This window comes from Streptomyces sp. NPDC006430, assembly GCF_040612395.1.
Lineage (GTDB): Bacteria > Actinomycetota > Actinomycetes > Streptomycetales > Streptomycetaceae > Streptomyces.
Genome location: NZ_JBEXQA010000045.1, coordinates 1 through 19,495, shown reverse-complemented (window position 1 = coordinate 19,495; position 19,495 = coordinate 1). Strand labels below are relative to the sequence as shown.

General features: G+C 71.8%; 12 protein-coding genes. 10 read left to right on the top strand and 2 right to left on the bottom strand.

What is annotated here, in order from left to right; genetic code table 11:
* Position 1 precedes the first annotated feature (1 nt).
* The 10 genes from ABZZ20_RS33925 (at position 2) to ABZZ20_RS33880 (ending at position 11,650) form a co-directional block, all read left to right on the top strand.
* Positions 2-1,285, top strand: a complete 1,284-nt coding sequence (locus ABZZ20_RS33925) for a cytochrome P450 (protein ID WP_356876374.1) — start codon at positions 2-4, stop codon at positions 1,283-1,285.
* Between the two features lie 59 nt (positions 1,286-1,344).
* Complete coding sequence (locus ABZZ20_RS33920) at positions 1,345-1,848, top strand: DUF3291 domain-containing protein (protein WP_356876372.1); 504 nt, start codon at positions 1,345-1,347, stop codon at positions 1,846-1,848.
* A gap of 86 nt (positions 1,849-1,934) precedes the next feature.
* Complete coding sequence (locus ABZZ20_RS33915; protein ID WP_356876370.1) at positions 1,935-2,480, top strand: DinB family protein; 546 nt, start codon at positions 1,935-1,937, stop codon at positions 2,478-2,480.
* Positions 2,481-2,546: 66 nt separating this feature from the next.
* On the top strand, positions 2,547-3,878 hold the full coding sequence (gene ccrA / locus ABZZ20_RS33910; RefSeq protein WP_356876368.1) for a crotonyl-CoA carboxylase/reductase: 1,332 nt from the start codon (positions 2,547-2,549) through the stop codon (positions 3,876-3,878).
* Between the two features lie 3 nt (positions 3,879-3,881).
* Positions 3,882-4,910 carry a ketoacyl-ACP synthase III gene (locus ABZZ20_RS33905; protein ID WP_356876366.1) on the top strand — a complete coding sequence of 343 codons (1,029 nt, stop codon included), beginning with the start codon at positions 3,882-3,884 and terminating at the stop codon, positions 4,908-4,910.
* Positions 4,907-5,779: a 3-hydroxybutyryl-CoA dehydrogenase gene (locus tag ABZZ20_RS33900; protein ID WP_356876364.1), complete on the top strand. Its 873-nt coding sequence runs from the start codon at positions 4,907-4,909 to the stop codon at positions 5,777-5,779. The genes ABZZ20_RS33905 and ABZZ20_RS33900 overlap by 4 nt, the downstream gene beginning before the upstream one ends.
* 17 nt (positions 5,780-5,796) lie before the next feature.
* Positions 5,797-6,978 carry a macrolide family glycosyltransferase gene (locus ABZZ20_RS33895; RefSeq protein ID WP_356876362.1) on the top strand — a complete coding sequence of 394 codons (1,182 nt, stop codon included), beginning with the start codon at positions 5,797-5,799 and terminating at the stop codon, positions 6,976-6,978.
* A 268-nt stretch (positions 6,979-7,246) separates the two neighbouring features.
* Positions 7,247-8,455 carry a cytochrome P450 gene (locus ABZZ20_RS33890; RefSeq protein WP_356876360.1) on the top strand — a complete coding sequence of 403 codons (1,209 nt, stop codon included), beginning with the start codon at positions 7,247-7,249 and terminating at the stop codon, positions 8,453-8,455.
* Positions 8,456-8,522: 67 nt separating this feature from the next.
* Complete coding sequence (locus ABZZ20_RS33885; protein ID WP_356876358.1) at positions 8,523-10,172, top strand: family 1 glycosylhydrolase; 1,650 nt, start codon at positions 8,523-8,525, stop codon at positions 10,170-10,172.
* Positions 10,173-10,234: 62 nt separating this feature from the next.
* Entirely contained in the window at positions 10,235-11,650 is a 1,416-nt protein-coding gene (locus ABZZ20_RS33880) for an acyltransferase domain-containing protein (protein ID WP_356876356.1), read from the top strand.
* A gap of 251 nt (positions 11,651-11,901) precedes the next feature.
* Here ABZZ20_RS33880 and ABZZ20_RS33875 read toward each other — a convergent pair whose 3' ends face one another.
* Complete coding sequence (locus ABZZ20_RS33875; protein WP_356876354.1) at positions 11,902-12,084, bottom strand: DUF5302 domain-containing protein; 183 nt, start codon at positions 12,082-12,084, stop codon at positions 11,902-11,904.
* 214 nt (positions 12,085-12,298) lie between these two features.
* The gene (locus ABZZ20_RS33870; protein ID WP_356876352.1) at positions 12,299-19,459 is read right to left on the bottom strand and encodes an SDR family NAD(P)-dependent oxidoreductase; all 7,161 of its coding nucleotides are present in this window, start codon (positions 19,457-19,459) and stop codon (positions 12,299-12,301) included.
* Between the last annotated feature and the right edge of the window lie 36 nt (positions 19,460-19,495).

The window sequence follows — 19,495 nt, the reverse complement described above, 5'->3', positions numbered from 1 at the left end:
CATGTTGACCCTAGACACCCTGGACATCACCGACGAGCGGCAGTGGTCGAAGAGCGGCTACCCCTACGCCGAGTGGGACCTGTTGCGCCGCGAGGCCCCGGTCTTCTGGTACCAGCGACCGGGCTTCGAGCCGTTCTGGGTGCTGACCCGGCACGAGGACATCGCCACGGTCTCCAAGGACACGGCGGTCTTCTCCAGCGCCCAGCGCATCACGGTCGACCCGCCGGACGCGATCGACATGCTCCAGGGCGAGCTGGAGCTGCGCGCCGGGATGTTCGGGCACAGCCCCGACGACTCGCAGGCGCTGAGCGACATGGACGCGCCGCGCCACCGCCATCTGCGCCAGATCATGGCGCCCTGCTTCACCCCGAAGGCGATCGCCGAGCTGCGGGAGCGGTTCGACGAGTTGGCGTTCACGTACGTGAGCGAGCTGACGGGGCGGCTGGAGACGCACGGCGAGGCCGACGTGGCGCGCCACCTCGCCGCACGGCTGCCGGTCGCCGCGATCTGCGAGCTGGTCGGGGCGCCCGCCGCGGACTGGGACGACATCTTCGAGTGGACCGAGGGCACGATCGGCGCCGCCGACCCCGACTACCAGCGGGAGGGGGAGAGCGCCGAGGAAGCGTTCCGGCGCAACATGACCTCCCTCAACGGCTACATCGTGCAGCTCGTCCAGAGCCGCATGGCGCAGCCCACCGGCACGGACATCGTCAGCAGGCTCGTCCAGGCCCGCATCGACGGTGAGGCGATGCAGCTCCACGAGATCCTCTACGCGACCTTCAACCTGCTGATCGCCGGCGTCGGCACCACCCGCAACTCCATCACCGACGGCATCCGGGCCCTGCTGGCCAACCCGGACCAGCTGCGCATGCTGGTCGAGGACCCGTCGCTGACGGACCGCGCGGTCGAGGAGATCCTGCGCTGGAGCGCCGTCGCCCCGCACTTCGTGCGGACCTGCCTCCAGGACACCGAGATCGGCGGCCAGCTCATCCGCAAGGGCGAGACGGTGGCCCTGTGGTACCCGTCGGCCAACCGGGACGAGAGCGTCTTCGAGGACCCGTACCGCTTCGACATCACGCGGGAGCAGAACCCGCACCAGTCCTTCGGTGGGCACGGCCCGCACATCTGCCTGGGACGCCACCTCGCCCGCCTGGAGCTGAACGCGATCCTGCGGGCCGTGCTGCCGATCCTGCCGACCCTGGAGACGGTCCGGGAACCGGAGCTGACCGTGCAGCACCTCCAGGCGACGGACTACAAGCGGTTCATCGTCCGCAAGCGGCCGTGACCGGCACGTCTCCCCCGGACCGGGCGACAGGACAAGAGCCAGAGGACAAGAAGAGGACCATGCGAGAAATACCGACCACCCTGCACGAGTTCGCCGCCGGTGACGAGTCCGACCTCAACATCGTCCTCCCGTGGACGGGCCCCGCGATCGACCCGGAGACGGGCGAGCTGCGCGCGCCGCTGCCCGAGGAGTACCTCGTCGCCACCTCCGTCGGCTGGCCCAAGCCCGGCCGCGAGGAGCTCGGCGGCCAGCTCAACGGGGCCATCCTGCAAGAGCTGTGGACCCGCGACGGCCTGCTCGCGGCCACGGTCGCCGTCTCCGAGAACAACTTCAACGCCGCGCGCAACCTGGTGCTCTGGCGCGACAAGGAGGCGCTCATGGCCTTCCTCCGCTCGCCGGTGCACATGGACGCGGCCCGGCAGACCCGCGGCCTGATGTTCGACTGGGAGGGCGCGAACTGGACCGGCACGTCCCGGACCGAACTGCCCACCTTCGCCGAGGCGCGCGCCCGGCTGGACGCCGCACGCGGGGCGGGCGAGAGCCCCTACGCCTCCCACGGCTGAGCCGCGGCGCGACTCACGCACCGTTCCCGACCCGTACGCCCCCACGTACCCACGCCCTCACGTACCCGGAGAGAAACAGACACGCCATGACCACTGCTACGACTACGGCCCCCGAACTGACCGCGACCTCCGAAGTGAACGTCCACCTCGCCCAGGCCCTGGACGTCGGCTACGAGCTGGTGCTGATGCTCACGGAGGGCTTCGACGACACGACCGCGTTCGAGGCTCCCGAGGGTCACATGCCCCTCGCCTGGTTCCTCGGCCACCTCGCCTGCGCCAAGGACTACTTCTCCACCATCCACCAGGGCTGCGAGAAGGCCGTCACCGAGGAGTTCTCCGACAACTTCGCCGACGGAGCCGACACGAACTTCACCATCGTGCCGCCGCTCGACGAGATGATCCGGATCTTCAAGGAGACGCACCAGCGCATCCGCGACTTCGTCCTCCTGGAGCTCACCCCCGAGGACTTCTCCCGCAAGACCCCCGTGTTCCCCGACGAGAACATGGGCGAGTACGCGGAACGCTTCAGGACCCTGGGACAGGCGCTGGCCCTGACCCAGATGCACGACTCCTTCCACGCCGGCCAGATGGCCAAGCTCCGCCTCGCGCTGGGCATGGAGTCACCGGTCTGACCGGTCATGACGTCCCCGGCGCCGCCAGGGGCGACCCATTCGTCCGTTGAGGAAGGAAAGACCAGAATGGACGCACTCTCCCAGGCAGCCCTCCGCGGCGCCTCGCCCCAGGAGCTGGCCGAGCTGCCGGTGCCCACCGAGTTCCGCGCCGCGCACACCCGCGTCGAGGACATCGAGATGTTCGAAGGCGTGGAGGACAAGGACGTACGCAAGTCGCTGCACGTCGGCAACGTGCCGATGCCCGAGCTGGCCCCCGACGAGGTGCTCGTCGCGGTGATGGCCAGTTCGGTGAACTACAACACCGTCTGGTCGGGCACCTTCGCCCCGCTCCCCACCTTCAACTTCCTGAAGGCCTACGGGAAGCGGGGCCGCTGGGAGGCACGGCACGACCAGCCGTACCACGTCCTGGGCTCCGACGCCTCCGGCGTCATCGTGCGGGTCGGCGACGGGGTCAGGCGCTGGAAGATCGGTGACCACGTCAACGTCAGCCCGATCCAGCTGGACGACCAGGAAGCGGCTGCTCAGGACGACAGCATGCTCAGTGAGGGCCAGCGCGCCTGGGGCTACGAGACGAACTTCGGCGGGCTCGCCGACTACACGGTGGTGCGGGCCAGCCAGCTCGTCCCCAAGCCCGCCCATCTGACCTGGGAGGAGTCCGCCTCCGCCACCGCCTGTGCGGGCACCGCCTACCGCATGCTGGTGAGCAACCACGGGGCCCGCATGAAGCAGGGCGACGTGGTGCTGATCTGGGGAGCGGCGGGCGGCGTCGGAGCCTACGCCGTGCAGCTCGTGAAGCAGGGCGGAGGCATCGCCGTCGGCGTCGTCAGCTCCGAGGAGAAGGCGGAGCGGCTCCGCGAGCTCGGCTGCGACGTGGTGATCAACCGTTCCGAGCTCGGCATCGGCGACCGCGACGGTACGGACCCGGAGCAGGTCATCGCCGCGGGCAAGCGGCTCGGCAGCATCATCCGCCGCGAGACGGGCGAGGACCCGCACATCGTCTTCGACTACGTCGGTCAGGCCACGTTCGGCATCTCCATGTTCGTACTGCGTCGCGGCGGAGCCATCGTGACCTGCGGCTCCAGCACCGGCTACCGGCACCAGTACGACAACCGGTACCTGTGGATGAAGCTCAAGCGGGTCATCGGCTGCCACGCCGCCAACCTCCAGGAGCTGTGGGAGAGCAACCGGCTGATCGACCTCGGCCGGATCATGCCGATGCTGTCCCGGACCTACCCGCTCCAGGAGATCGGCGAGGCGGCCCGGCTGGTGCAGCAGAACGAGCACATCGGCAAGGTCGGCGTGCTGTGCCTGGCGCCCACCACCGGCCTCGGCGTCACCGACCCCGCCAAGCGGGCGCGACTGGGCGAAGACCGCATCAATCCGCTCAAGGGGGCATGAGCGATGTCCGAAACCACGGCGCACCGCCGCAAGCAGGACCGGACGGGCATCCTGGCGACCGGCTCGTACGTGCCCACCGCCGAGGTCACCAACGCCGAGCTGTGCGAGCGCTTCGACGTGACCGAGGAGTGGATCGAGCGCAAGACCCAGATGCTCACGCGCCGTTACGCGGCGCCCGACGAGGCCACGTCCGACATGGCCGTGCACGCGGGCCGCGCGGCCCTCGCCCAGGCCGGGATCGACGCGGACCGGATCGACTACCTCATCGTCGCGACAACCACCCCCGACAGCGCGGTACCGCCGGTGGCCACCCTCGCCCAGGCGGCGCTGGGCGCGCGCCGCGCGGCCTGCTTCGACCTGAACATCGGGTGCAGCGCCTTCGTCCACGCCCTCGCCGTGGCGCAGGCGCTGTTGGACGCGCGCCCCGGCGCGCACGCGCTGGTGATAGGGGCCGACACCTGGTCCCGCTTCACCGACCCGATGGACCGCAGCACCGCGGTGCTCCTCGGGGACGCCGCGGGAGCCGTGGTGCTCGGCCCGGTGCCGGCTCCGTACGGCATCCTCGGCCACGACCTGCTCGGACACGGCGACGACGCACCGCTGCTCGTCATCAAGGGCGGCGGCAGCAGGCACCCCGCCACCCACGCGACCGTCGACGAGGGGGCCCACATGCTCCGGATGAACGGACGGGGCGTGATCGAGTTCGTCATGACGCACGTCCCTCCGTCGATCAAGGAGGTCGTCGGTGCCTGCGGTGTGGCGCTGGAGGAGGTGCGGCACCTCGTCCCGCACCAGGCGAACGGCGCCCTGCTCGGGCAGCTCGCCTCCGCCGCGGGCCTCGCGGACGCCACGCTCCACACCACCTTGGAGCGGTACGGGAACTCGGGCGCGGCCTCGATCCCCGTCACGCTGGACCACGCGCACCGCGCGGGTGAACTCTCCGACGGGGAGCTGGTGCTGCTGTCCGGGTTCGGCGGTGGAATGGCCGTCGGCACGGCCCTGCTGCGCTGGTACGCGGGAGGGGCCCGGTGAGCGCCGGCGAACGGATCGAACGGGTCGGGGTGGTGGGCGGCGGCCTGATGGGGTCCGGCATCGCGGAGGTGTGCGTCCGGGCCGGCTGCGACGTCCGCGTCGTCGTCACCTCGGACCGCTCCCGGGACCTCGCGCGGGCCCGGCTGGAGCGCTCCCTGAACGCCGCCGTGGCCCGCGGCAAGCTCGGTCAGGACAAGTACGCCGCGGCGCTGTCCCGGGTCACCTTCGGCACGGAGCTGGGCGAGCTCGCCGACCGGCAGCTGGTCTTCGAGTCGGTCACCGAGCACGAGGAGACCAAGGTGAAGCTGTTCCGGCAGCTCGACGACGTCCTCCCGGACCGGGATGCGATCTTCGCGACCAACACCTCCTCGCTGCCCGTCACCCGGCTCGCCCTGGCCACCGCACAGCCCGGCCGGGTGGTCGGCACGCACTTCTTCAATCCGGTGCCGGTGATGCCCCTGGTCGAGGTCACCGGGACGCCGCAGACGCAGGAACGCACCGTGCAGCGCGTCGAGGCCTTCGTGACCGAGGTGCTCGGCAAGGAGGCCATCCGCTCCGAGGACCGTGCCGGGTTCGTGGTCAACGCGCTGCTCGTTCCGTACCTGCTGTCCGCGGTACGCATGGCCGAATCTGGTCAGGCCACCGCCGTAGACATCGACAAAGGCATGACCCTGGGGTGCGGACATCCGATGGGGCCGCTACGCCTGGCCGACCTCGTCGGCATCGACACGCTGAGGGCCGTCGCGCAGGGCCTGTTCGAGGAGAGCGGGGACCCGGCCTACGCCCCACCGGGCCTCCTCTCCCGGATGGTGGATGCGGGTCATTGCGGGCAGAAGTCCGGCCGTGGGTTCCACAGCTATTCGGCATAAACAAAGTAAGGAAAAGTATGACTCACATCGCTTTCTTCAATTTCCCGGCCGTCGGCCACGTCAACCCGACCCTCGGCGTGGTGGAGGAACTCGTCAAGCGGGGCCACCGGGTCACCTGCACGTCCACGGACTACTTCGCCCCCGCGTTCGAGGCCATCGGCGCCACTCCCGTCGTCTACGAGTCGCCCTTCGGCGAGTTCTACCGCAGCCCGTACAACGAGGAGACGATGGCCGGCGAGGGCCTGCGCTGCCTCGACGAGGCCATCGCCCTGCACAAGCAGGTCAGCGGGTATTACGGCGAGGACCGCCCGGACGTCATCGTCCACGACTTCATGGCCTGGGGCGCCCGCTTCTACGCCTCGGAGCACAACATCCCCGCGGTGCGGCTCTTCCCGTCCTATGCCGTGAGCGAGACCTTCAACATCACGCAGAAGTTCCCGTTCGCGGCGCCGGACGACCCGAAGATCCTGGAAATGGTGGAAAGGCTCGTCGGTCTGCTCCCCACGTTCGGTCTTCCGGCCGACATGGGCGCCTTCGTCACGCATGTGGAAAAGTCCGGGATCGTCTTCCTGCCGCGGGACTTCCATTACGACGGCGACACCTTCGACGAGCGTTTCGTGTTCGCGGGCCCCAGCATCGCGGACCGCTCCGCCTTCCAGGGTTCGTGGCAGCCGAAGTCCGAGGACCGGCCGGTGCTGCTGATCTCCCTCGGCACCGCCGCCACCGGCTGGCCGGAGTTCTTCTCCCTGGCCCTCAAGGCGTTCGGCGACTCGGAATGGGACGTCGTCATGGCCGTCGGCGACCACATCGACGCGGCGGAACTTGGTGAGATTCCGGCCAACTTCGAAGTGCGACGGCACGTACCGCAGCTCGACGTGCTGGAGCACGCCCGCGTCTTCCTCACCCACGCGGGCATGAACAGCACCATGGAGTCGCTGTACCACGGCGTGCCGATGGTCGCCGTACCGCAGATGAACGAGCAGCGGGCCAACGCGCTGCGCGTCGAAGAGCTCGGGCTCGGCCGTCACCTGCCGCGTGAGAAGACCAGCGTCGAGACGCTGCGCGAGGCGGTGGAGGCCGTGGCCGCCGACGAGACCGTCACCGAGCGCGTCCGGCGCATGCAGGCGAGCCTGCGCTCGGTCGACGGGCCGGTCGTCGCCGCCGACGCCGTCGAGAAGCGCCTGGCCGCCACCGACTGACCGCACCGACCGACCGCCGTACCCGGCGGGAAGGGCGGCCCGCGTCCCCGGCACCCACCCGGGGACGCGGGCCGCTTCGTCCGTGCCCGGGGGGAACACCAAAAGCAGCGACCGGGTGGCCCGCGCGCGTCCGTTCGACCGGTCCCGCTGGACGCAGGCTCCAGTCCGCGTCCAGGCAGAGGGGGAAGTCTCGTCCAGGTCACCGGTGTGCGGTGCAACCACGCCCGCCGGTGGGGCAGAGAGCTTCCGCCGAGTTGGAGTACGAGACGTGTCAGACTTCCCCCCCGGTCCGGTCAGGATGCCCACCGAGCGCCCGTCGGCGTTCGACCCTCCCTCCGAACTGGCCGAACTGCGGGAAAGATGCCCGGTCGCACGGATGGACTTCCCCGACGGTCACCAGGGCTGGCTGATCACCAGTCACCCGGAGGTGCGGTCACTGCTGGCCGACCCCGAGTTCAGCGCCCGCCAGGAACTGCACCACCACGCCGCCTACGACCACCCCTTCGGGACGGAGCCCATCCAGCCCGCGGAGCCCGGCTTCTTCATCGGCATGGACGCCCCCGAGCACAGCCGCTACCGGAGCCTGGTGGCCGGCCAGTTCACCAAGCGGCGAATCGCCCTGCTCGCCCCGCGCATCGAGGAGATCGCACAGTCCTGCCTCGACGCGATGGAGCGCGGGGGTTCCGGGGAAGCCGACCTGGTGTCGCAGTACGCCCAGCCGATCCCCGCCCTCGTCATCTGCGAGCTGCTCGGAGTACCGCTCGCGGACGTGGACCGGTTCCAGGGCGCGATCCACCGGTTCTTCCACCTCGGCTCGGACGGGGAGGAGTCACGGAACGCCTACCTGGCGATCCTCGACTACCTTTCCGAACTGGTCGCCCGCAAGCGCGCCGAGCCCGGCGACGACCTGATCAGCGGACTCATCGCACGCGACGAGCTGACCGACCAGGAGCTGGCCGCCGTCTCCCTGCTGCTCCTCGTCGCCGGCTACGAGACCACCGCCAACATGATCAGCCTCGGCGCTTTCGCGCTGCTCGCCAACCCCGACCAGCTCGCACTGCTGCGCGCGGACCACACGCTCGCGGACAACGCGGTGGAGGAGCTGCTCCGCTACCTCCCGCTCTTCCGCTCCGGCGGCATGCGCACCGCCGTACGGGACGCCGAGGTGCTCGGCCGGCAGGTCAAGGCGGGTGAGTGCGTGGTGCTCTCGCTGGCCGCGGCGAACCGCGATCCCGCACGGTTCGGCGACGACGCCGACCGCCTCGACCTGCGCAGGACGACCTCCGGTCACGTGGCCTTCGGTCACGGGCCCCACCAGTGCCTGGGCAGCCAGCTGGCACGGCTCGAAATGCGCATCGCCTACACCGCGCTGCTGCGGCGCTTCCCCGGGCTGCGGCTGGCCGTGGCGCCGGACGAGGTACCGCTGCGCGACGACATGGTGATCCACGGCGCGCACCGGCTGCCGGTCACCTGGTAGAGCGCTGCGCGCGGCGATTCCCCCCTCCACGTGCCGGATCCCACCGGTCGTACACCAGGAAGCCAACATGACGAAACCCACCAGGAAGAGACTGTTCAAGATAGGCGTCTTCGTTGCCGCCATGGGGCTGCTGACGCCCCTCGCCAACGCGCAGGAGGCGGATGGCGAGCAGCTGAAGAAGAAGCACGCCGCCACCTCGTTCCCCGGCCCGGGCTCGCTGTCCGGGCCGTCCGGCAAGGGCAGCTTCCGCTTCGGCGTCGCCAGCTCGGCCACCCAGATCGAGGACCGCAACGAGCACACCGACTGGTACAAGTGGACCCGTCCGGCGCCCGAGGGTCTGGGCAAGAGCCCGTTCGTCGGTGACGCCGTCGGCGGCTACACCAAGGCCATCGAAGACATCGACCTGATCAAGGACATGAACCTCGATGCGTACCGCCTGAGCATCGAGTGGGCCCGCGTCGAGCCGCAGCGCAACCAGATCGACGAGAAGGCTCTCGCCCACTACAGCGACGTCATCGACGCGCTGCTCGCCCGCGGCATCCGCCCGATGATCACCATCCACCACTTCTCGAACCCGGTGTGGGTGGACGACCCGGGCGACCCCACGTGCGCCGCCGGCCCCTCCGACAAGAACCTGTGCGGCCTCGACCACCCCGTGGGCGGCCCCCAGGTCGTCCAGGAGATGGCCGAGTTCGCCAAGCTGCTCGCCGAACGGTTCGGCAACCGGGTCGACGAGTGGGCCACCGTGAACGAGCCCATGGTCTACATGCACTTCGCCCACGCGTTCGGCGCCGGCCCGCCCGGCAAGGCCAACCTGGTCACCGACTTCAAGGGCCGCTACCAGGGGGCGCTGCGCAACCTGATCGACGCGCACTCCCGGATGTACAAGGCGATCAAGGCGGCCGACACCATCGACGCCAGCGGCGGCGGAACGCCCGCCAGCGTCGGTCTCACCATGAGCGCCAAGCAGTACGTCCCGGTGCGCGACGGCAAGGTCAGCAGCCAGCGGCGGGACATCGACGCGGCTGCCCGCATGCAGCGCTACTTCGAGTGGAACTTCACGGACGCGCTGTGGAAGGGCGGCTTCGACACCGACCTCGACGGCACCATGGACGAGAAGCACCCGGAGTGGCGCAACACCCTCGACTTCCTGGGCGTCCAGCTCTACGACCGCGTCGGCGTCTCCGCCGTCGGCGACGCGCCCGCCCCGAACACGTTCCCCGTGGTGAACGTCAACGTGTGCAGCACGGCGCCGTGCCTGCCGCTGCGCGACAAGACCTACTTCGTCCCGGACATGAACTACGAGTCGGACCCCACGGGGCTGTACCCCGTCCTCAAGGACTACGGCAAGCGGTACAAGGGGCTGCCCCTCACGGTCACGGAGTCCGGCATCGCGTCCAACTCGGGCAAGAGGCGCGCCGAGTTCACGGTGCGGGCCCTGGAGCAGATCGAGAAGGTCCGCAACGAGGGCGTCGACGTCCGGGGCTACTACCACTGGAGCCTGATGGACAACTTCGAGTGGTTGGGGGGCTACGGCGCCCGCTTCGGGCTCTACTCGGTGGACCGCTCGACCATGCAGCGCACCCCCACCGAGGCGGCCGAGGTCTACGGGCGGATCGCCGGTGCCCGCGCGCTCTCCGCGGACCTGCGCAAGCAGTACGGCGGTGACGGGCCGATGACCCCCGAGCCCGTTCCCACCCCGACCACGCAGCCCTGACCGGTCGCGCCGGCGCGGCCGGACCCGACGGGCACCGAGCATCGAGCATCGAGGAAACGCAGATGGGCCACCCCGAGATGAGCAGCAACGAGTCCTCATCCGGCCGTGTGTCGGTACGCACCGACGCACGGCCGGGCGGGCCATCGGGGCGGCCCGGCCCGCAGCGGCCGGAACTCAAGGTTCCGGTGCTGCTGGCCGTATCGGGGAGGTCCGTCGACGCCTGTGCGCAGGACGCCGCCGGGCTCGCGGACCGCGTGGCCCGCGCCGGCGACGCCGCACTGCGCGACATCGCCTACGACGCCACCGTCACCCGCCCCCACCTGGAGCACCGCGCCGTGGTCGTGGCCGCAACGGCTACGGAGGCGGCAGCGGCGCTCGGGGCACTGGCGCAGGGCCGCTACCATCCCTGCGCCGTCGAGGACGAGAGCGAGGGGGAAGCCGAGTACGGGGAAGGCGGCACGTCGGTACTGTTCACCGGACAGGGCAGTCAGCGTCCCGGCATGGGGCGCGAGCTGTACTCCGCCTTCCCCGCCTACGCGACCGCGTTCGACGCGGTGTGCCGGGCCCTGGAGCCGCACCTGTCGCGCCCCCTGCACGAGGTGGTGTTCGCCACCGCGGACAGCGAGGAGGCACGGCTCCTGAACGAAACGGAGTTCACACAGCCGGCGCTCTTCGCGTTCGAGGTCGCGCTGTACCGACTGTGGCAGACGTGGGGTGTCCACCCGCAGGCCGTGGCCGGACACTCCGTGGGAGAACTGAGCGCCGCGCACGTGGCCGGCGTACTGGACCTGGAGGACGCCGCTCGCCTCGTGGCAGCCCGGGGCAGGCTCATGCAGGCCTGTGAACGCGGCGGGGCCATGGCCTCCCTGGAGGCTGCGGAGCCCGAGGTGGTGGAGGTGCTGGCCGGCATCGGGGAACGGGTCTCGGTCGCCGCGTTCAACGGCCCCGCGCAGACCGTGATCAGCGGCGACGAGGCCGCCGTGACACGTGCGGTCGAGCACTTCGCCGGGCTGGGGAGGCGCACCCGACGCCTGGAGGTGTCGCACGCGTTCCACAGCCCGCACATGGACTCCATGACGGAGGAGTATCGCCGGGCGGCCGAGGCGTGCGCCTTGCGCGCCCCGGACGTCCCGCTGCTCTCCACGGTCAGCGTCGCCTGGACCGACCGCGGTACGCCGCCGGGCCGGGAAGCCAGGGCAGCCGCCCACTGGGTCCGCCAGGCCCGCGATGCCGTGCGGTTCGTCGATGCGATGAACATGCTCGAAGCGGCGGGCATCCACCGCCACCTGGAGTGCGGGCCGGCTGCCGTGCTCTCCGCCATGGGTATCGTTTGCGTGAGGCGGGAGGCGGGTTTCGTGGCCTCGCAGCGCGCGGGCGAGGAGCCGGACGAGGTGAACGATCTGCTCCGGGCCCTCGCCGAACTGCACGTGTCCGGCCAGCACGTCGCCTGGGAACAGGTCTTCGCGGGCACACGGTAAATCCCCCACCTACGCCCACCACGACAGCCACGACGAGGGGCCCGGCCTTCCGGCCGGGCCCCTCGTCGTATGCGTGGACGATTCCGATCATGGCCAGAACACGCCATTCCGGATCTCCCCCTCCACCGGAATTCGAGTATTTCTCAAGCGGATTTCCATACGACCTCAAGTGGATATTGCGGCCATACGAAAAAGCCGCCGCGGCACATTCCAATGGAATGGCCGCGACGGCGTGGGGGGAGGGATCCGAATCAGCCGGTCTTCCTACGGAAATACCGCTTCTGCCCGGCTGCACCGCTCATGTTCTTCACCTTGGCCCGACCCTCTTCATGGGCCGTACGGGCGCGCGATGCATGGGACTTGCGTTCCAGCGCCTCGCGAAACCTCTCCTTGGCATCTTCCGCAACGCCACCGTCGAACGACTTGTCAGTCATACGTACCTCCTGCAATCAATCGACAGAAAAAGTCTGGCATAGAAATCCTCGAATGACGACCCCTCATTCCTGACCCCAGGCAATGGAATTCGCCATTTCCTCGGCCGGCCCGACCGGGGGCGGCCGGGCGCTTCCTCCGGTGGGGCCCGATAGGTCTTCGAGTCGGGCCGGAGCGGACTGGGGTCCACCGCACCGGAGTCGGCGCCCGGGGGAGTCAGACGGCGCCGAGGACCGCGTCCAGGGCCGCGTCCATCTCCTCGTCGGTGAGGTCCTGCGCGGTCTGCAGGACGTCGGCGGGGGCCTCGGCCCCGACGGTGTCGGGCGCGGCGAGTTTCAGCAGCCGGTCCAGCAGGCCGCTCTGGCGCAGCCGTTCGACTCCGATCCGGGTCACGGCCCACTGGGCGGCCTGGGCCGGGTCCTGGGGCGGGGTGTCGGAGGCGGCCTGCGGTGCGTCGTCGAAGGAGAGCCTGCCCAGCAGGTACCCGGCGATGGCGCGCGGCGTGGGGTAGTCGAAGGCGAGCGTGTTGGGCACGGCCACCTGCACGTGCTTGGCGATGCGGTTCTTGAGTTCGACGGCCATCAGGGAGTCCCAGCCGAATTCCCGCATGGGCTTGTCCAGCGGGACCCCGCCGGAGAGGCCGAGGACCGCGGTGACCTCCTGGTGGACGAACGCGCACAGTTCCGCCTCGCGTTCCTCGCCGGACAGTGCGGCCAGCCGGTCTCGGAACGCCGAGCCGCGCTCCGTGGCCTCCTTGGCCCTCCTGGGCTGCGTACGGACCAGCGCCCGCAGCAGGGCCGGCGGCGGCGTCCCGGAGTCGTCGGCGGCGAGCCGCGCGGTGTCGAGCTTGAGCGGCACCAGGTGCGGTTCGGGGCGGGTCAGGGCGGCGTCGAAGAGGGCGAGGCCCTCGGTCGCGGTCAGTGCCTGGGCGCCCTGGCGGCGCATCCGGGCGAGTTCCGCCTCGCCGAGCTGCGCGGTCATTCCGGCGCCGCCCTGGGCCCACAGGCCCCAGGCGAGGCTGGTGGCGGGCAGGCCGCGCTTGTGGCGGTGGGCGGCGAGCGCGTCCAGGAAGGCGTTGGCCGCACCGTAGTTGGACTGGCCCGGCGACCCGAGGGTGCCGGCGACCGAGGAGAAGAGCACGAAGGCGGCCGGGTCCAGCGCGCGGGTGAGTTCGTGCAGGTGCCAGGCGCCCGCCAGCTTGGGGGCGAGGACCCGTGCGAACCGCTCGGGCGTCTGGTTGTGCACGACGCCGTCGTCGATGACGGCCGCGAGGTGCACGACGCCGGTCAGCGGGCGCTCCTCGGTGGCCTCGGCGAGCAGGCCGGCCACCGCATCGCGGTCCGAGACGTCGCAGGCCAGGATGCGCACGCCGGCCGCGCCGGCGGCTTCCAGCTCGGCCACCAGCTCGGCCGCGCCGGGCGCCGCCATGCCCTGCCGGGAGGTCAGCACCAGGTGACGTACTCCGTGTTCGGCTACCAGGTGGGCGGCCAGGTCACGGCCGAGTTCGCCCGTGCCACCGGTGAGCAGGACGACGCCCTCCGGGTCGAGCGCCCGGCCGACGGTGAGGACCAGTTTGCCGGTGTGGCGGCCCTGCGCCATGTGGCGGAAGGCCGCGGGTGCTTCCCGTACGTCGTACGCGAGGTACGGGAGCGGGGCGATGACCCGATCGGTGAGCAGGGCGGACAGCTCGGTGAGCATCCGGTGCAGGTGCCGGGGTTCCAGCGACATCAGGTCGAAGGCGCTGTACGCGACGCCCGGATGGGCGGCGGCGACCGCCCCGGCGTCCCGGATGTCGGTCTTGCCCATCTCCAGGAAGCGTCCGCCCTGCGGCAGGAGGCGCAGCGAGGCGTCGGTGAACTCCCCGGCCAGGGAGTTCAGCACGGCGTCGAAGCCGGCCCCGCCGGTGGCGGTCAGCCACCGCTGCTCGAACTCGGTGTCGCGGGAGGAGGCGATGCGCTCGTCGGGCAGTCCGAGGGCGCGCAGCGCGTCCCACTTGGGGTGGCTGGCGGTTCCGTAGACCTCGGCGCCCAGGTGGTGGGCGAGCTGGACGGCGGCCATGCCGACGCCGCCGGCCGCCGCGTGCACGAGGAGCTTCTCGCCCGGGCGCAGCGCTCCGAGGTCGGTGAGGGCGTAGTACGCGGTGAGGAAGGCCAGCGGGATCGTCGCGCCCTCCTCGAAGGTGAGGGTGTCGGGCAGCTTCGCCATCAGGTGGCCGTCACCGCGGACCTCGGTGCCGAAGGCGCCGAGCGCGAGGCCCATGGCCCGGTCGCCCGGACGCAGGTGGGTGACCTCGGCCCCGGTCTCCAGGACGGTGCCGGCGAACTCCAGGCCCAGCTTGGGCGTGGCGACCATGCCGAGCGTGTTGAGGACGTCGCGGAAGTTCATGCCCGCGGCGCGGACGGCGATGCGGACCTCGTCGGGGCCGAGGGGGCCGGTGGCCGGGACGGCGACGAGTTCGAGGCTGTCGATGCTGCCCTTCTCGCGGATGTCCAGGTGCCAGGGCCCGTCGCCCGCCGGCGGGGTGAGGGCCTCGCCGCCGTGGACCGCTCCGGTGCGCGTGGTGCGTACGAGACGGGGGGCGAAGACGGTGGCTCCGCGCAGGGCCAGTTCGGGTTCGTCGCTCACCGCGAGGGCGGCGGCGAGGGCCGCCGCGTCGGGCGTGGGGGTGTCGAGGTCGAGCAGGCGCAGGGTGTGGTCGGGGGCTTCGCCGCGCACGGCCCGTACGAGGCCCCACAGCGGGGCGTGGGCGAGCTCGGTGACGGTGTCCTCGGAGCGGGCCGAGACGGCGTCCCGGGTGATCCAGACCAGCTCGGTGCCCGTGGTCCCCTCGGTGAGCAGGTGCTGTACGAGGTCCAGCGCGGCCAGGGTGTGGTCCCGGGCCCCCTGAGCGGTGTCGACCGCCGGTGGGGCGGCCGTGGTGGCGTCGATGACGATGCGGTCGGGGACGGGCCCGCCGGCGAGCAGCGCCTCGGGACCTGCGGACCAGGGGGCGCCGAGGACCTCTGCGAGGGCCCCGTCACCGCCGATCACCAGGGTGCTCACGGGCTCCGGCGCGGACCGGGCGGGCTCGGTCACCGGCTGGAAGTCGACGCGGTAGAGGTGGTCCCCGTCGGAGCTGCGGGTGACCCGCAGCTGGTCGGCGGAGGCCTGTCGGACCTGGAGCGCGCCCGACAGGACGGGCTCGCCGGTGGCGTCGGTGACCAGGACGGTGGCGCCGAGGCCGGTGGCCGCGGTCTGCGGGTCCTGGTCGGCGTCCAGGGCGATGCGGACGAGGAGTTCGGTGCTGTCCGTCGCGTACAGGGTGACGTCGGTCCAGGCGAAGGGGAGCAGCACCGTACCGTCGGGCTGCTCGGGTCCGTCGGGGGTGACGCCGGCCAGGACGTGCAGGGCGGCGTCCAGGAGGGCGGGGTGCACTCCGTGGCCGTCGGTGGTCGGGCGCAGCGGCTCGGGCAGGACGACGCGGCCGTAGGCGACGCCGTCGCGGCGGGCGAGGGCGCTCAGGCCGCGGAAGGCGGGACCGTAGGCGAGGCCTTCGCCGCCGAGCTGCTCGTAGAAGCCGTCGAGTCCGATGCCCTCGGCTCCCGGGACCGGCCAGTGGGCGAGTTCTGCGAGCCCCTCGGGGGTTTCGGTGGCGGGGTCGTCGGCGAGTTCGCCGGAGGCGTGCAGGGTCCAGGCGGCCGGGTCGGCGGATGCTTCCGGCTGGCTGTGGACGGTGATCTTCCGCCGTCCTTCCGCGTCCGGGGCGGCGACCTTGACCTGGAGCCGCAGGGGTTCGCCGGAGGCGAGTACGAGCGGCTGGGCGAGGGTGAGTTCGGCGACCCGCTCGGAGCCGACGGCCCGGGCGGCGGCCAGCGCGAGGTCGAGGAGGCCGGTGCCGGGTACCAGGACGCTGCCGAAGACGGCGTGGTCCGCCAGCCAGGGGTGGTCGGCGAGCGAGAGCCGGCCGGAGAGCAGCTGGCCCTCGCCGTCGGCGAGCGTCAGGACGGCGCCGAGCCAGGGGTGCCCCGCCGGTACGAGACCGGTGGCGCGGGCGCCGCGGCCGGTGGTGCGGGCGGGTTCGAGCCAGTAGTGCTCGCGCTGGAAGGCGTACGTGGGCAGGTCCCCGGCCAGTGCGGCGGCCGGGTCGGGCCCGTCCGTGCCGGTGCTGCTGCCGGTGAACACCTGGTCCCAGGCGGGTTCCTGGCCGGCGACGTGGAGCGCGCCGAGGGCTTCGACGAGCACCCGGACCTCGTCCGGGGCCCGGTCGGCGTCCTTGGCCGCACGCTGGGAGGCGACGAACACGGCGGGGTCGGTGACGCAGCCGGCGCCCATGGCGGCCAGTACCGCGGCCGGGCCGCATTCGAGGTAGCGGCCGATGCCGTCCGCTTCGAGGGTCCGCACGGCGTCGAGGAAGCGCACCGCGTCGCGGACCTGGCGCACCCAGTACGCGGCGGCGCGCAGGCCTTCGCCCGGCCCGAGCTCGGAGCCCATGCGGGCGCCGGTCACCGTGGAGACGACCGGGATCTGCGGGGCGGTGAAGGTGATGTCCTCGGCCACCTGCCGGTAGTCGTCGAGCATCGCCTCCATATGGGGCGAGTGGAAGGCGTGCGAGACCGTCAGACGGCGGGTGCGGCGGCCGAGTTCGGCGAACCGGTCGATGACGGCGGCCACGGCGGCCTCGTCACCGCTGACGACGGTCTGGGCGGGCGCGTTGACACCGGCGACCGAGATGCGTCCGGCGACCCCCGCGAGGACCTCCAGGACCTCGGATTCCGGGGCCTCCACGGACGCCATGGCACCGCCGCGCTCGCAGGCCTGCATCAGCCGGCCCCGGGCGGCGACCAGGCGGGCCGCGTCGGCCAGGGTGAGGACGCCGGCGACATGGGCGGCGGTGAGCTCACCGATGGAATGGCCGGCGACCGCGGCGGGGCGCACGCCCCAGGCCTCCCACTGGCGGAAGAGCGCGGTCTCGACGGCGAACAGGGCGGGCTGGGCGTACTCCGTCTCGTGGACGAGTTCCGAGCCGCCGAGGACGAGCTCGGCCAGCGACCGGTTCAGGTGCGGTTCGAACGCGGCGCACACCTCGTCGAAGGCCTGCCGGAAGACCGGGAGTTCGGCGTGCAGGGCGCGCCCCATGCCGGGTCGCTGGCTGCCCTGTCCGGTGAACAGGACCGCGAGGGGACCCTCGACGGCCGTGCCCTCGGCGGCGCCTGCGGGGGTGCGCCCGTCGGCGAGGGTCCGCAGCCCGGCGACCGCTTCGGCGGTGGTGGTCACGGTGAGGGCGGCGCGGTGCTCGAAGTGCGTACGGTGGTCGGCCGCCGCGTGCGCGAGGTCGGCCACCGGTACCTCGGGGCGGCCCTCCAGCCAGTCGGCCCAGCGGGCGGCCTGCGCGCGCAGGGCCGCCTCGTCCCGGCCGGAGAGGACCAGCGGGTACGGGGTCGGCGTCGCCGCGGCCGTCGGGGCAGTGGGGTCCGCGGGGGCGGCGGGGGCCGGGGCCGGGGCGGGGGCCGGGGGTTCTTCGAGGACGATGTGGGCGTTGGTACCGCTGAGACCGAAGGAGGACACGCCCGCACGGCGGGTGCGCGCGGCCTCCCGTACCCACGGCCTGGCCTCGCGCAGGAGTTCCAGTCCGCTGCCGTCCCACTCGACGTGCGGGCTCGGCTCCTCGGCGTACAGGGTCTTGGGCAGGGTCTCGTGCTGGAGCGCGAGGACCATCTTCATGACGCCCGCGACACCGGCGGCGGCCTGCGCGTGGCCGATGTTCGACTTGGACGAGCCGAGGTAGACGGGACGGTTCCCGGCCCGGTCGGGGCCGAAGACCTCGGCCAGTGCTCCGGCTTCGATGGGGTCGCCCAGCGGGGTGCCGGTGCCGTGGGCCTCGACGGCGTCGATGTCGGCGGGGGTCAGCCGGGCCGCGGCCAGGGCGTCGTGGATGACCCGCTGCTGGGCGGGACCGTTGGGGGCGGTCAGGCCCTGGCTGCGACCGTCCTGGTTGACCGCCGAACCACGGATCACGGCCAGGACGCGGTCACCGTCGCGCTCGGCGGCCGACAGCCGCTTGAGGACGAGGATGCCGATGCCGTCGGACCAGCCGGCCCCGTCGGCGCGGGCGGAGAAGGACTTGCAGCGGCCGTCGGGGGCCATGCCCTTGAGACGGGAGAACTCCACGAAGAGCCGTGGCGTGCTCATGACGGTGACCCCGCCGACGAGGGCGAGTTCGCACTCGCCCTGGCGCAGGGCGGTGGCCGCGAGGTGGATCGAGACGAGGGAGGAGGAGCAGGCGGTGTCCACGGTCACGGCGGGCCCCTGGAGCCCCAGCGCGTACGACACGCGGCCCGAGACGACGCTGCTCGCGTTGCCGGTGCTCACGTACCCGTCGAACGCGTCGAGCTCGCGGCCCTGCTCGCCGTAGTCGGAACTCATGGCGCCCAGGTAGACGCCGGTACGGCTCTCGCTGAGCGACTCGGGGCGGATGCCGGCCCGCTCCAGGGCCTCCCAGGCGGTCTCCAGGACGAGCCGCTGCTGCGGGTCCATCGAGAGGGCCTCGCGCTGCGAGATCCCGAAGAAGGCCGCGTCGAACTCCGCCGCGTCGTCGATGAAGCCGCCTTCGCGGGCGTAGCTCTTGCCCACGGCCTCCGGGTCGGGGTCGTAGACGTCGAGGTCCCGCCAGCGCGGCGGCAGGCCGCTGATCGCGTCGCCGCCCGCGGCCAGCAGGTTCCAGTAGGCCTCGGGGGTGGTGATGCCGCCGGGAAGGCGGCAGGCCATCGATACGACGGCGATCGGGTCGTCGGCGGCCGGGGCCGGCGCGGTGGACGTGCGGCGCGTCTTCGCCTTCTGCTGCGCGGCGCCGGTCAGCGCGAGCTTGTCGAGGAGCAGGCCGGCGATGGCGGTGGGCGTCGGGTAGTCGAAGGCGAGCGTGGACGGCAGCGAGACACCGGTCTCGGCGGACAGCCGCCGGCGCAGCTCGACGGCCATGAGGGAGTCGATGCCGAGCTCCTTGAGGACCTGCTGCGCCCCGATGCCCTCGGCCGTCGCCACACCGAGGACGACTGCGGCCTCGCGCTGCACCAACTGGACCAGCGGGGACAGCCGCTCGGCCTCCGGCAGCGCCGCCAGCTGATCGCGCAGCCCGGAGGGCGCCGAGCCCACTGTGCCCACGCGCTTCTTCGGGGCGCGGACCAGGGCCCGCAGCAGAGCCGGCAGTTCGTCAGCGCGCCGCTGAAGGGTGACCAGGTCCAACTTGACCGGGACCAGGTGGGCGTGCGGGGACCCGAGCGCGGTGTCGAGGGCGGCCAGGGCTTGCTTCTCGCTGAGCGCATGGATGCCCATACGACGCATGCGGGCGAGTTCGGCTTGGCCGAGGGTGGCGGTCAGACCGTGTCCGGCCTGCTGCCACAAACCCCACGACAGACTCGTCCCCGCCAACCCCAGACC

Excerpts from the sequence above, each read along its gene's own strand:
- ABZZ20_RS33925 (WP_356876374.1), top strand. The coding sequence starts at position 2 with ATGTTGACCCTAGACACCCTGGACATCACCGACGAGCGGCAGTGGTCG.
- ABZZ20_RS33920 (WP_356876372.1), top strand. The coding sequence starts at position 1,345 with ATGCGAGAAATACCGACCACCCTGCACGAGTTCGCCGCCGGTGACGAG.
- ABZZ20_RS33915 (WP_356876370.1), top strand. The coding sequence starts at position 1,935 with ATGACCACTGCTACGACTACGGCCCCCGAACTGACCGCGACCTCCGAA.
- ccrA (WP_356876368.1), top strand. The coding sequence starts at position 2,547 with ATGGACGCACTCTCCCAGGCAGCCCTCCGCGGCGCCTCGCCCCAGGAG.
- ABZZ20_RS33905 (WP_356876366.1), top strand. The coding sequence starts at position 3,882 with ATGTCCGAAACCACGGCGCACCGCCGCAAGCAGGACCGGACGGGCATC.
- ABZZ20_RS33895 (WP_356876362.1), top strand. The coding sequence starts at position 5,797 with ATGACTCACATCGCTTTCTTCAATTTCCCGGCCGTCGGCCACGTCAAC.
- ABZZ20_RS33885 (WP_356876358.1), top strand. The coding sequence starts at position 8,523 with ATGACGAAACCCACCAGGAAGAGACTGTTCAAGATAGGCGTCTTCGTT.
- ABZZ20_RS33880 (WP_356876356.1), top strand. The coding sequence starts at position 10,235 with ATGGGCCACCCCGAGATGAGCAGCAACGAGTCCTCATCCGGCCGTGTG.
- ABZZ20_RS33875 (WP_356876354.1), bottom strand. The coding sequence starts at position 12,084 with ATGACTGACAAGTCGTTCGACGGTGGCGTTGCGGAAGATGCCAAGGAG.